8 protein-coding genes are annotated in these 14096 nt (G+C 69.4%); 7 read left to right on the top strand and 1 reads right to left on the bottom strand.

Going from position 1 to position 14096, the window contains the following annotated elements; translation table 11 throughout:
* Positions 1-238 precede the first annotated feature (238 nt).
* On the top strand, positions 239-1675 hold the full coding sequence (locus ACWGO0_RS29410) for an RICIN domain-containing protein (protein ID WP_453541583.1): 1437 nt from the start codon (positions 239-241) through the stop codon (positions 1673-1675).
* A complete protein-coding gene (locus ACWGO0_RS29405; RefSeq protein ID WP_453541580.1) occupies positions 1624-4218 on the top strand; it encodes an RICIN domain-containing protein in 2595 nt (864 codons plus the stop codon). Before ACWGO0_RS29410 ends, ACWGO0_RS29405 begins: the two co-directional genes overlap by 52 nt.
* A 64-nt stretch (positions 4219-4282) precedes the next feature.
* Here ACWGO0_RS29405 and ACWGO0_RS29400 read toward each other — a convergent pair whose 3' ends face one another.
* The gene (locus tag ACWGO0_RS29400) at positions 4283-6034 is read right to left on the bottom strand and encodes a beta-galactosidase (protein ID WP_453541577.1); all 1752 of its coding nucleotides are present in this window, start codon (positions 6032-6034) and stop codon (positions 4283-4285) included.
* Between the two features lie 497 nt (positions 6035-6531).
* Here ACWGO0_RS29400 and ACWGO0_RS29395 point away from each other — a divergent pair, with 497 nt between their 5' ends.
* From ACWGO0_RS29395 to ACWGO0_RS29375, 5 genes are all read left to right on the top strand, one after another.
* Positions 6532-9432: a glycosyl hydrolase family 95 catalytic domain-containing protein gene (locus ACWGO0_RS29395; RefSeq protein ID WP_453541574.1), complete on the top strand. Its 2901-nt coding sequence runs from the start codon at positions 6532-6534 to the stop codon at positions 9430-9432.
* 128 nt (positions 9433-9560) lie between these two features.
* Positions 9561-10139, top strand: coding sequence for a dihydrofolate reductase family protein (locus ACWGO0_RS29390; RefSeq protein ID WP_453541571.1), 579 nt, complete (start codon positions 9561-9563; stop codon positions 10137-10139).
* Positions 10140-10402: 263 nt separating this feature from the next.
* Positions 10403-11818, top strand: coding sequence for a uracil-xanthine permease family protein (locus tag ACWGO0_RS29385; protein WP_453541568.1), 1416 nt, complete (start codon positions 10403-10405; stop codon positions 11816-11818).
* The gene (locus ACWGO0_RS29380) at positions 11815-13233 is read left to right on the top strand and encodes an amidohydrolase family protein (RefSeq protein ID WP_453541565.1); all 1419 of its coding nucleotides are present in this window, start codon (positions 11815-11817) and stop codon (positions 13231-13233) included. The genes ACWGO0_RS29385 and ACWGO0_RS29380 overlap by 4 nt, the downstream gene beginning before the upstream one ends.
* Positions 13230-13940: a TSUP family transporter gene (locus tag ACWGO0_RS29375; RefSeq protein ID WP_453541562.1), complete on the top strand. Its 711-nt coding sequence runs from the start codon at positions 13230-13232 to the stop codon at positions 13938-13940. The genes ACWGO0_RS29380 and ACWGO0_RS29375 overlap by 4 nt, the downstream gene beginning before the upstream one ends.
* Positions 13941-14096 lie beyond the last annotated feature (156 nt).

Genomic DNA, 14096 nt, shown 5'->3' with positions numbered 1-14096 from the left:
GGTTCCGGGGTCAAAACCTCGACCGCTTTCGTCCGAATCCTTGACAGGCTCCCACACCCCTCCCAGACTTCCGGCTACATCGTGTTTACGAAAACATTACGTAGACCGCGGTGCTCAGCACGGCCTGAACGGCCGGTCCCCCACCAGGCGCCCCACCGCTCCGAACGTCCGGAGCGGTCCTCTGCCGCGCTGCTCGCGCGGAGCGCCCGGTCCGACGCACACCACGAGGTATCGCGCCATGCGACTCAAGTTCTCCGGGACGGCGGCATTCCTCTGCGCCCTCCTCCTGTCCCTGGTCACCGCCGTGGGCCCCGCCCACGCCGCCCCGGTGACCATCGCCAACGGCACGCAGTTCACCGATCCGGCCGGCAATCCCGTGCACGCCCATGGCGGCGGCGTGGTCAAAGTCGGCCAGTACTACTACTGGTTCGGCGAGAACCGGAACACCGACAACACCTTCCGTTACGTCTCCGCCTACCGCTCCACCGACCTGAAGACCTGGGAGTTCCGCAACCACGTCCTGACCGAGGCGTCCGATCCGGAGCTCGACTGGGCCAACATCGAGCGTCCCAAGGTCATCTACAACAGCGTCACCCAGCAGTTCGTCATGTGGATGCACAAGGAGAACGGCTCCGACTACGGCGAGGCACGCGCCGCCGTCGCCGTCTCGTCCACGGTGGACGGCGACTACACCTGGCGCGGAAGCTTCCGCCCCCTGGGCCACATGTCACGGGACATCACCACCTTCGTCGACACCGACGGCACCGGCTACATGATCTCCGCCGCCAATGAGAACGCCGATCTGCACGTCTACCGTCTGACCCCGGACTACACCGCGATCGAGTCCCAGGTGCGGAAGCTGTGGTCGGGCCAGTGGCGTGAGGCGCCCGCCATGTTCAAGCGGGGCGGTGTGTACTTCCTGCTGACCTCCGGCGCCACCGGCTGGTCCCCGAACCAGCAGAAGTACGCCACCTCCACGAGCGTCACCGGTTCCTGGAGCGACCTGAAGGACATCGGCGACGGAACGACGTACCGCAGCCAGACCGCCTACGTCCTGCCGGTCCAGGGCACCAAGGGCACCAGCTACCTCTACATGGGAGACCGCTGGGGCAACTCCATGGGCGGCACGGTCAACGACTCCCAGTACGTCTGGCTTCCGCTCAGCTTCCCCTCCAGCACCACCATGACCATGGACTACTCGCCCCAAGTCACCGTCGACACCACCGCGGGAACCGTGAGCGGGATGAGCGCGACCTGGGAGACGCTGACCGCCCGCAGCAGCAACAAGTGCGCCGACGTGGCCAACTTCGACGCGGCGGACGGCACGCCGTTGGTGCAGTGGGGCTGCGGCAGCGGCGTGAACCAGCACTTCTGGATCAAGAAGCTGGGCACGGGCTACGTCCAGATCATGGCCCGGCACAGCGGTAAGTGCCTTGGCGTCGCCGGGGCTTCGACCGCGGACGGCGCGCTCGCCGTGCAGAACACCTGCGACGGCTCGGCCTCCCAGCAGTGGAAGGTCCAGACGAGCAACACCACCGGTTACGTCGAGCTCGTCGCACGCCACAGCGGCAAGTGCCTCGACGTGGCGAACTGGTCGTCCGCCGACGGAGCCGCGCTCGATCAGTGGACCTGCAACACGGGCGACAACCAGAAGTGGTGGCGCTCGGCGGCCTGACCGCCCGTACACCCCTCTTCGCCTGCGCCTCCTGGCCCCCGGCCGGGAGGCGCAGCGACGAGCACCGCATCCACCGCCCACCCAACTCCCCCTCCCCGAAGGAGCAGGTCGTGTTCCCCACCCGCAACCGATCGGCGTCGCCGCGCCTCCCCAGGAGCCTGGCCGCCCTCGGCGCCACCGCGGCCCTCGCCGCGACGGCCCTCACCGCCGTGGGCCCCGGCTCGTCGTCGGCGAACGCCGCGGAAGCACCCGCCGCGGCCCTGACCGTACGCCTCGACCCCAGCTACCAGCACCCGTCCTTCCAGGGGTGGGGAACGGCCCTCGCCTGGTTCGCCAACGTCACCGGCGGCTGGCCGGACGCACAGCGCAACGCGCTCGCGGACGCCCTCTACGGCGCCGACGGCCTCGGCTTCACGATCGCCCGCTACAACATCGGCGGCGGTGACAGCCCCGAGACCACCCCCTATATGCGGCCCGGCGCGGCCGTCCCCGGCTACTGGAACAGGCCCGGCCCGGAGGCCCCCGACTGGTGGGACCCGAACCGTGCCGACCACTGGAACCCCGACGCCGACGCCAACCAGCGCTGGTGGCTCACGGCCGCCAAGGCGCGCGGAGCCACCACCTTCGAGGCCTTCTCCAACTCGGCTCCGTACTTCATGACGAACAGCGGTCTGGTCTCGGGCGCCGTCAACAGCTGGCAGGACAACCTCCGCTCCGACCAGTACGACCGGTTCGCCGCATACCTCACCGGCTCGCTCCAGCGGGCCCAGTCCGCCGCCGGTGTCACCTTCGACTCCGTCTCGCCGGTCAACGAGCCTGAAACGGACTACTGGGGCGCGGGTGGCCGCCAGGAGGGCTCGCACTGGGACCAGGCATCCCAGGCACGCATGATCACGACCCTGCGCGCCGCGCTCGACGCGAAGGGCGTGACGACCCCGATCGCCGCCATGGACGAGACGAACCCGGGGAAGTTCCGCTCCAACTGGGAGTCGTACGCCCCCGCAGTCCGCGACGCGGTGGGCCGGCTCAACGCGCATACGTACGGGACGAACGGCCGCACCGGAGTGCGGGACATCGCCAAGGGCGAGACCACGCCCCTGTGGATGTCCGAGGTGGATCTCGGCGGCAGCGTCCCGCAGAGCTTCACCGACATGAGCCCCGCTCTCGACCTCGCCCAGCGCATCAACGACGACGTGCGAGAGCTGGAACCGCGCGCCTGGGTCCTGTGGCAGGCCGTCGAGGACTACGAGAACATGACTCCGGGACGCGAGAACTCCAACTGGGGCCTCATACAGACCGACTTCACCCCTGAGAACTCCGCCACCGAGCCCCTGCGCAAGAACAAGAAGTACTGGGCGATGGCGAACTACAGCCGCTTCGTCCGCCCCGGTGCGCGCGTCCTCAACACCGACGACCCGCAGACACTGGCGGCGGTGCGGCCGGGCGGGAACGGCGTGGTGGTGGTCCACACCAACCCGACCGGCGAAGAGCGCGAAGTGACCCTGAATCTCGACGGCTTCCAAACGGCTGCGAACGGACCCGTCGAACGGTGGACGACCGACGCGACCAGGAATCTCCAGCGTGACAGCGACGCGGCCGTGACCGGCCGGACGCTCAAGGCCACCGTCGGCCCCGGCTCCGTGACCACGTTCGTCCTGCCCACGGTCACCGGTGTGAACACGGCGGCGACCACAGCACCCACCGGCACACCGCGCCAACTGCTCAATGACAACAGCGGCAAGGCGCTCGCGGTAGCCACCGTCAACGGCAAGAGCACCCCCGTACAGCGAATATCCGCCCCGGCGGACACCGCACAGCACTGGACCTTCACCAAGCTGTCGGCCACCGACTGGGGCAACACCGCCGCCTACCGCGTCACCAACGCCAAGACGGGCAGGGCTCTTTCGGTCTCCAACGGCGCACTCACCTTCGCGTCACCCGGATCGTCCACCGCGCAGCAGTGGATCCGCTCGACCACGGGCGACGGCCACAGCACCCTGATCAACGCGGCCGGCGGCAAGCTCCTGGACGTGACCGGCGCCTCCACCGGTGACGGGGCGCCGGTCGGCGTCCACCAGCCGACAACCGGTGGCAACCAGTCCTGGACCTTCCGCAGCACGGCACCGGACGCCTGGAAGACCCTGGCCGTGCGTCACAGCTCCAAGTGCCTCGACGTCAGCGGCGGCGGCTCGGACGACGGAGCGGCCGTCGTCCAGTACGGCTGCAACGCCGGTACGAACCAGCAGTGGTCGCTCCGCTCCACCGGCGGCGGATACGTGAACGTCGTCGCCCGCCACAGCGGCAAGTGCCTCGACGTGAGCGGTCTGTCCACGGCCGACGGCGCCGATGTCCTCCAGTACACCTGCAACGAGGGCCGCAACCAGGAGTGGGCGGTCCGCAGCACCGGTGACGGGTACCTCACGCTCACGGCCCGGCACAGCGCCAAGTGTCTGGAAGTCGGCGGCGCTTCCACGGCGGACGGCGCGGCCGTCGTCCAGCGGACCTGCGACGGCGCCGCTGCCCAGCAACTCCGGCAAGGCTGAAGCCGAAGAGGCGGGCCCGATCGAAGGACCGGACCCGCCTCTCCCGCGTACGTACCGATGGGGGCTACTCCTCGGTGGGCCCGAGATCGGCCGTCGCGCGGAATTCGACCGTCCGGGCCCGGTGCGCCGCGTGGAGCTCCAGCACGACGATCTCGTTGGTTCCGGCGCGCAGCACCGGAGCCGGGACGTACAGGGACCGCTGCGGGCCGCGGGACCAGTAGCGGCCGAGCGCGAAGCCGTTGACCCAGGCGTTTCCCTTGGTCCAGCCGTCGAGGTGGAGGAAGGCGTCGGCCGGGTCGGTCACCTCGAAGGCGCCCCGGTGGAAGGCCGGTCCGACGGGAAGAGCGGCGGCAGGAGCGAAGGGGACGTCCTCCACGGAGGAGAGGGGGAGCGGCCGGCTGGTCCAGCCCGCGAGCTCGGCGCCGTCGAGGAGGACCCTGCCGAGCAGGCCCTTGCGATCGTGGATGCCCTGCCCGTAGTTCACCCGGCCCTGGTTCTCGACGAGGACGGCGAGCGTGCTGCCGGCCCGGGGCACCGTGAAGGCGAGGGCGTGCTCGTGGCTCTCGCGCTCCAGGACGCCCACGGGCTGACCGTCGACGAAGACCTGGGCGCGGTCACGGACCCGCTCGACCTCCAGGAGGACCGGGCCCTTGAGCGGCATGACGGTCTCGTACAGGACGAAGCCGAAGTCCTGCTCCAGCTCCTCCATGGTGAGAGGCCGGCGCGCGTCCACGGCGCCCCCGAATGCCGCGGCATTGGGCAGCAGGGCGGCGCTCTCGGTCAGGGACACGGTCCGCGGGGCGAGCTTCGGGCCGGGCGACGGGACGGGGCCGTCCGGTACGGGTGCGTACTTGGCGATCACCTCGCGGAAGGCGGTGAACTTCTCCGTCGGGTCGCCTGCCTCGTCGAGCGGGGCGTCGTAGTCGTACGACGTCACGGTGGGACGGTAGGTGTGCTTGTCGTTGGCTCCGTTGGTGAAGCCGAAGTTGGTGCCGCCGTGGAACATGTAGAAGTTCACCGAGGCCCCGGTGGACAGGAGTTCGTCCAGCTCTCGCGCCGCGTGGCCGGGGTCGCGCACCACGTGGTGGGCACCCCACCGGTCGAACCAGCCGATCCAGAACTCGGTGCACATCAGGGGCCCCTTCGGCTGCTGGGCCCTCAGGGCGGCCAGCCCCTGGTCGGAGCGGCTGCCGAAGTTGGCCGTGGCGAGGACGCCGGGCAGTGCGCCACGTTCCAGGTCGGCGGGCTGGTCGCAGGTGAAGAGGGGGACGTCGACCCCGCAGCGGCGCAGTGAGGCGGCGATGTGCTCCAGATACGCGGTGTCGTCGCCGTACGCCCCGTACTCGTTCTCCACTTGTACGGCCAGGACAGGGCCGCCCCGGGAAGCCAGGTACGGCTGGAGCGGGGTGAGCAGGCGGTCGAAGTAGTCGTCGACCGCGGCGAGGAAACGAGGGTCGCGGGAGCGCAGCCGTATGTCCGGTTCGGTGAGCAGCCAGGACGGGAGGCCGCCGCCCTCCCACTCGGCGCAGATGTACGGGCCTGGCCGGAGCAGCACGTACAGGCCCTCCGAGGCCGCGAGGTCGAGGAAGCGGGGAAGGTCGAGGCCGCCGTCCAGGCTGAAGCTGTCGGGCCGCGGCTGGTGCAGGTTCCAGGGGACGTAGGTCTCGACGGTGTTGAGGCCCATGAGCCGTGCCTTGCGCAGCCGGTCCGCCCACTGCTCGGGGTGTACACGGAAGTAGTGCAGGCCGCCGGACAGGAGCCGAAACGGTTCGCCGCCGAGAGTGAAGCCGCCGTCGTCGAGCTGAAGAAGAGGCATGTACGGGTGCTCCTGTGCTGGGTGAGGTGCGCTGTCGCGGTGTCGAGAAGGCCCGCCGGCACTATGTTTGCGTAAACATACCCAGCATGACAAGCCTCGGCCGGGTCCAGGTTCACTGGCTCGGCAGGTGATGCGGTGCGCGTTCGCCCCGGCGACTCGGGCGGGAAGCCGATCACCACTTGGTGCGTGTCGGGTTGTTTGCGCAACCATGATGGTACGCGCCGTGTGTGCAGGTCACGGTCTGCGTGGGGGGGGGGGGGGTTGTCATATCCGACTCGCCATCCTGCAAGTTCCCCAAAAATTAACAGGAGCGCACATATATTGACGCGTTGTCGTGGCGCGTGCTGCACTGGCCCGGCCGCGACAGCACGATTCACGCCCTGCATGTTTACGTTCTCAACAGGCGTGAGCCGACGCGGACCTGGCATCACTGGGCCGCCGCTCATCAGCCGCCTCAGCGCTTCCCCCCGCTCTCCTGCCGCTCAAGGAGTCACGCCATGTCCTCTCACGACAGCCCACTCGACCGTAGAGGTTTCCTCGCCGCGGCTGCTGTCACCGCCGGTGCGGTGGTGCTGCCCGGCGGCATCCTGTCGACGCAGGCCGCAGCCGCCGTTCCGCCCCAGGTGACGCTGGATCAGCGAGGCATGTACGACACCGTTCCGGCGTCGTCGTGGACCGACGGCTTCGTCACCGGCAACGGCGAGTACGGGGCGGTGCTCCACGGGCAACCGACCCTGGAGAAGGTCGTCCTCAACCACCACCGCTTCGTGCTGCCCAACGCCACCCGCGACGTGACACCTCCCGTCCTCGCCGACCGTCTGGACTCGGTGCGGGACAAGACTCTGGCAGGCGACTACTGGGGCGCCGCCGGGACCTTCGCCGACGGCTGGTCCCTTCGCTGGACCCAGACCTTCCACCCCGGGTACGAGCTGCAGCTCAGCACGCCGGGTGCGACGACCTCCGACGACTACGCCAGGATCACCGACTTCCGCACCGGCGAGGTCACTCACAACTGGACCGACAGCGCCGGCATCTGGAAGCGGCGCGCGTTCGTCTCCCGGGCCGACAAGGTGGTGGTGCACGAACTGTTCCCCGCCGCCGGCCGGACCGTCGACACCACACTCAAGGTGAACACCGGGCTCGAAGGCGTGCCCGGCGACCTTGCCTTCACCACGATCGCCACCGTCTCGGGAGGGCAGGGATACCTCAACCTGCGCGGCACGTACCCGTCCGGCCAGGGGGCGTACGGATACGAGGGCGTCACCCGGGTCGTGGTCACCGGCAGCCGGGCCTCGGTGTCGGTCAGCGGCGGCACGCTTGTCGTCTCCCGCGCGGCCAGGGTGCTCCTGCTCACCAAGCTGGGCCGGTACGAGAAGGCCGGCGAGTGGAACGCCAAGCCGCTGCACTCCGCACTGGCCGCGCTCCCCACCGACTACGCCGCACTTCTGGGGCGGCACTCGCCGCTGCACCAGGCCATGTTCGACGGTTCGAGCCTGGACCTCGGCGTCTCCACGGCCGACCGGCAACTGTCCACATCCGAGCTGACCGCACGGCAGAACAACAACCGGTCGGTTGTCGACCTCGCGCTGCTGGAGCGGATGTACGACTCCGGGCGGTACCTGTTCGTCAGCTCCAGCGGCGTACTGCCCCCACGCCTGACAGGCATCTGGGCCGGCAGCTGGAACGGCGCCTGGGCCGACGACTTCACCACCGACGCCAACATCAATCTCCAGGTCGCCGGCGGCAACATCCTGAGCCACGGCAACGCCATGCAGGGGTACTTCGACCTGATCCTGGGCCAGCTCGACGACTGGCGGAGGAACGCCGCCAATCTGTACGGCACTCGGGGATTCCTCGCGCCGTCCCGTACCGACGGTGAACACGGCCACATGCTCCACTTCAACAACACGGACTTCCCCGGCCAGTGCTGGACCGGCGGAGCCGACTGGCTGCTGTACCCGCTCCTTGAGCATTACCAGGTGACCGGCGACGCGGCATTTCTCCGGGACAGGCTCGGCCCGGCCCTGATGGAACTCGCCCTGTTCTACGAGGACTTCCTCACCCGGACCGACTCCGACGGCAGGGTGGTCTTCGTTCCGTCGTTCTCCATGGAGAACTCGCCGTCCAACACCGGTCAGATGCTCTCCGTCAACGCCACCGGCGACATCATGGCCGGACGTCATGCCCTGCAGGCCGCTGTCGACGCAGCGAACCTGCTGAATGTGGAGCAGGGCGCCGGTCAGGGCGTGGCACGCTGGACGGCTCTGCTGACCAGGCTGCCCGACTACACCGTCAACAGCGACGGCGCCCTGGCCGAATGGTCCTGGCCCGGCCTGAACGACCGCTACAACCACCGGCACGTGCAGCACCTGTACGGCGCCTGGCCTCTGCACGAGATCAACCCCGAGCAGAAGCCCGGCCTGGTGCTCTCAGCACGGAAGGCGCTCAGGCTGCGCGGCGACGAGAACCTCTCCGCTCACGGCAGCCTTCACCGCGCGCTGGCCTGGAGCCGGCTGAAGGACGGCGCGGGTGTTTACGACAACATCCGGAAGGTCCTCGGCAGCAACATGGTGTGGCGCTCGCTGGTGACCTCGCACAATCCCGACCTGCACATCTACAACACCGACGCCGCCAACGCACTGCCCGCGATCATCGCCGAGTCCTTGATCTGCACCCGGCCGGGTCTCCTGGAGATCCTCCCCGCTCTGCCCGAGCAGCTGGCCCGGGGGACGATCCGCGGTGTACGGGGCCGAAACCGCGTCCTCGTCGAGAGTCTCACCTGGGACACCGCGGCCCGCACCGCCACCGTCACTCTTGTCTCGGACCTCACCCAGACCGTCACGTTCGTCTGCCGTCGCGGCATCACGTCGCTGTCCACCACGGCCGCTGTGGGCTCCTCCCCGCTGGGGGGCCACGCCAGGGAGCTGTCCCTCACCGCGGGGGTCCGCACCCAGATCACCGTCGGGATGCTCACCGGGACCTACCGCGTGATCAACCGCGCCAGCGGCAAGGCCCTCGACGTGGCGGACGAATCGACCGGCAACGGAGCCCCGGTGATCCAGTGGCCCTGGTCGGGCGGCGCCAACCAGCAGTGGCGACTGCTGCCGAACCACGACGGATCCTTCCGCCTGTCCAACCTGCACAGCGGCAAGATCCTCGACAACCCGGGCGCGTCCACGACCCACGGTCAGCCCCTGGACCAGTGGACGGACACGGACGCCCCCAACCAGTGGTGGACGCTCGTGCCCGCCGGGGCAGGGGGCCGCTACCACTTGGTCAACGTGTCCAGCGGTCTGCGTGCGGCCGTGGAGAACGGCTCGACGGGCGACGGCGCCAGGATCGTCCAACTGCCGGCTGACGGCTCGGCCGGTCAGGAATGGACGATCGTCGGCCTCTGACCTCCCCGGTCCGGATGGCACGGCGTGGCCGTGCACGAGCTGTCAGTGGATATGGGTCACGATGAGTTCCGCCGCGGATTCCAGTCTGTATCCCCAAAGCGCGATCAACCGCACTTGAGGAGAGCATCATGACCGCCACTTACACATTCGACGTCTTTTCCAGCCTCGACGGCTTCGGCGCCGCCGGGGGCAACTGGACCGGATACTGGGGCAAACAAGGCCCCGAGCTCCTCGACCACCGCCTCGCCCTGTACGGCGAGGAGCAGCGGATGGTCTTCGGGGCCAACACATATCGGGCGTTCGCGCGGATGCTGGCCGAGAGCACCGAGGAGTCCGACGTGCGTGACCCGTGGGTCACACGCATGAGGAACCTGCCGGCAACGGTGGTGTCGACCACTCTGGAAGGATCCCTCGACTGGCCGGATGCGAACATCGCGAGCGGCGACGCCGTCGACGTCGTCGCCCGGCTCAAAGAGGAGTCCCAGGTGCCGTTGCGCTCGCACGGCAGTCTGTCGATGAACCGGGCGCTGATGGCCGCCGGTCTGGTCGACCGCGTCCAGGTGACGCTCTTCCCCGTGATTACGGGTCGGACCGGGCTTGACCCGATCTTCCGGGGCGGGGACGACTTCGACCTCGAACTGATCGAGTGCCGGACCCTGGACGGCCATATCCAAGAGCTCGTCTACCGGCCCACCCTGCATGTCTGAGCCCATCCAGCCATAGGTTCCACAGCTGGGCTGGTGAGTCGCTCGGTGGGACTGTAGGGCACATGGCCGCGTGGAGGGCGCAGCGTTCACGGCGCACTTGCGCCCGTGCGGTGCGCCACCTTGCGCGGAACCTCTTGACGCCTACGGCGCGGCCTCACATACTGACGGCCAAATCGATTTGGCCAAATCGATTTGGCCCTCCGTTCAAGGGCTGGATCGCGGCTGATGTCCGAGCGTGCCGTACGCCCGAATGGAGCTCCAACGTGTCCAGTCAACGCCAGTCCCCGCCCGGTACGGAACAACCACCGAGGCCGGAGCCCGCCCCATCAGGCGCCGATCAGCACCCTGCCGTCCACCCCGTCGACGAGTCCCGCCCCCTCGGGCGGATCATCCTCTTCGGGCTCCAGCACGTCCTTGTCATGGCGGCTACACCCATCTCGGCGATCTTCCTGATGAGCGCCACGCTCCGCCTCGACCCCGGGCTGACCGTCAATCTGCTCTCCGCGGCGTTCGTGCTCTCCGGCATCGGGTCGCTGATCCAGTCGCTCGGGCCGTGGAAGTTCGGGCCCCGGCTGCCGTTCATGATGCTGCCGGGCGGTGCGCCGCTCATCCTGTTCATAGCCATCGCCGAGCAGCACGGTCTCCGTACCGCCACCGGCGCGGTCATTCTCACCGCCGCGTTCTACTTCGTCGTCCTGCCGGTCTTCTCCAGGCTGCTCGCGTTCTTCCCGGCCCTGGTCATCGGCACGATGATCGTCATCGTCGGTGTCAACCTCGTGAAGGTCGGCGCGGTCCTCGTCACCGGCCGGCCCGGTGAGCCGGGATTCGCCGACCCGACGAACCTCGCGCTCGGCATGGCGACGATCGGCTTCACCGTCGTCTTCTATCTGCTGTTCACCGGAATCCTGCGGCAACTCGCCGTCATGCTCGGCCTGGTCGCGGGCACGGTCCTGGCCGGGTTCCTCGGCAGCATCGACTTCGGCCGTGCCGCCGAAGGCGATCTGATCAACCTGCCGCAGCTGATGCCGTTCGGCTCACCCCAGTTCAGTCTGATCGCCGCACTGCCGCTGATGCTCTACAGCCTGGCCTCCATGGCGGAGGCCACCGGCCAGACGGTCATCAACGCCGAGGCGGTCGGCAAGGAGATCGACACGCGTACCGATGTCCCCAAGACCATCCGCGGTGACGCGCTGACCTCCCTCGTCGGCGGATTCTTCGGACTGCCGTTGATGGTGACGAGCGGAGAGAACATCGGGATCGTCCGCGTCACCGGCGTCCGCAGCCGATTCGTCACCGCCGCCGCCGGTGTGGTCCTCGTGGTCATCGGGTTCCTCGCTCCGGTGACGCGCGCGATCAGCGTCGTCCCGTCCGCCGTGGTGGGCGGCACGGCCATGGTCGTCTTCGCGGTCATCACCGTGCTCGGCGTGCAGATGCTCGGCCGTTCGGACCTCGACAAGCACACCAGCACGTTCATCTGCGCCGTCGCCCTCGCGCTCGGACTGCTGCCGATTCTCATTCCCGGTGTGTACGCCGGCTTCCCGCCGAACATCCGCATCCTCCTCGAAAGCGGCGTCGCCGTCGGCGCGTTCGTCGCCGCCGTACTCAACATCCTCTTTCACCATGTCAGGCCGCGCATCGCCGCCCGGCTGACCACCGCACGCACGGAAAGCGACCGATGAACCAGCTTACCCGCGACGCCCTGGACACTCCGGGCCCGCTCCTCCTCGTACCCGACGCCGTGCTGCTGCCGGAAGGACCCACCGACGGATACGCGGTCGTCGTCGCCGACGGCTCCTTCCTTGCCGTCGGACCCAGCGAGGAACTGGCGCGCACGCATCCGCACCTCGATGTCGTACGGCTGCCCGGCCATCTCCTGATGCCCGGCTTCGTCGACGCCCACCATCATCTGACCCAGAGCTTCGGGTCCGCGCTCGCCTTCGGGGAGCCGTCGGAGATATTCCGCCGGGTCTGGGTCCCGCTGGAGAACACGCTGGATGAGGAATCGGCTTACGTGGCGGCCAAACTGGCGGCACTGGAGGCCCTGCGCGGTGGCTTCACCACCGTCACCGACGCCGGTACGCGCGCCGATGTGGACGTCGACGTCGTCGCGTCGGCTGCTCGCGACGCCGGAATCCGCTGCGTACTCGGACTCGTGTGCAATGACGTCCCCAACGACGCCGCAGCCGCTGCCGAGGACAGCACAACTGCCGCCGCCGTTCTCGAAAGCGCCGAGAAGCACCTCGCCCGGTACGAGGGCGATCCACTGATCCATCCCTCCCTCGCCGTCTCGATCCCCGAGGCAGCCACCCCCACGACCCTTCACCGCACCGCTCGTCTCGCCGCGGAAGCCGGGGCGACCGTGCAGATCCACGTCAACGAGCACCTGGCCGGCGTCGAGCGCTCCCTCGTACGGCACGGACTGCGCCCGCTCGAATATCTGCACCGGATCGGCGCGCTCGGCCCGCAACTGCTCGCCGCGCACGCCACTCTGCTCACTCCCCGCGAGCTGACCCTGCTCGCCGACACCGGGACCGCCGTCAGCTACAACCCCGTGGCCAGCGCCTGGAAGGGCAATGCCGTCGCCCCGGCCACCGCGATGGCCGAGCGGGGCATCCGCTTCGGGCTCGGCACCGACGGCACCCGGGGCGACGGATTCCGGCTCGCGGACGCGGCCGAGTTCGCCCAGCGGCTCGCCTACGGGCTGGCGACCGGAGACTCGTCGTGCGGCGCAGGCTGGACCTGGCTGGAGCACGCCACCGCCGGTGGCGCCGACGCGGTCGGCCTCGGTGCGCGCACCGGCACCGTCGCGGAGGGACTGGCCGCCGACTTCCTTCTCGTCGACGTCAACACCCCCGAGTTCGCGCTCTCCTGGGACCTGCCCTGGGAGCTGGTACGCCGGGGCAACCGCGACCAGATCACCGCCGTGTTCGTCGCCGGGCGGATGCGGATGTGGTGCGGCCTTCCCACCGGCTGGGACGGCCCCGCACTCGTCCGGCAGGCAGCCGAACTGGCCCGTACCACCGTCGAAAGGGCGCCCATCACACGCGCACACCCCACTTCCACGGTGGCACGGCAGCGGAGCACCGGACAGTGAGTACAGAAGCACTCGCGGTCCTCGCCGCCACGGTGGCCGTCGCCGCGTTCGTCCAGGGCAGCAGCGGTCTCGGCTTCGCCCTGATCGTCGCGCCCGTGGCCGGGATCCTCGATCCCGGCCTGCTCCCGGTATTCGTCCTGGCGGCCATGATTCCGCTCAACGTGTACGTCGCCTGGCGCGAACGCGCCTCGATCGACCTGCGCGGTGCGGGCTGGATCACCGGGGCACGGCTCGCCGCCACGCCCGCAGGTCTTGTGCTGCTCCTGCTGATCCCGGACCGCAGCATCGGCCTGTTCGTGGGCATCGCCACCGTGCTGGCCGCGGTCGTGAGTCTCGCCGCACCGGCCTTCACGCCCGGTCGGCTGGCCTACGTCGGCGCGGGCGCCGTGACCGGGCTGACGGAGACCGCGACCGGCGTCGGCGGACCTCCGCTCGCGCTCGTCTACCAGCACCGTCCGCCCGCGGAGCTGCGCTCGACCGTCGCGGCCTGCTTCCTCGTCGGCGAAGTGGCGTCGCTGGTCCTGCTGTTCGCGACGGGGGAGGGCCAAGCCGGAGACCTGGGGCTCGCAGTGGCGCTGTTGCCGGCGATCGCCGCGGGCGCGTGGCTGAGCCGTCTGGTGCACCACCGGCTGGACGCGCGCAGAATGCGCCTGTTCGTGCTCGTCTTCGCCCTGGTCTCCGGGCTTGTGCTCATGCTCGGGCTGTGACGCGCAGCGACGAGGCGCGCGGAATCACCTGCGGCGCGGGGGCCGGCGCCCCCCGGGGGGGGGGGGCCGCGCCGCGCCCCCGGCCCCGCCGCAGGTGCACCCCGGGGGGCGCCCCCCGGGGCAGAAGTAGGTGGTCGGCGGGGAGCGGCCGGGAGC

Source organism: Streptomyces sp. NPDC055749, assembly GCF_053617235.1.
This window is presented reverse-complemented; position numbering and strand designations above follow the sequence as displayed.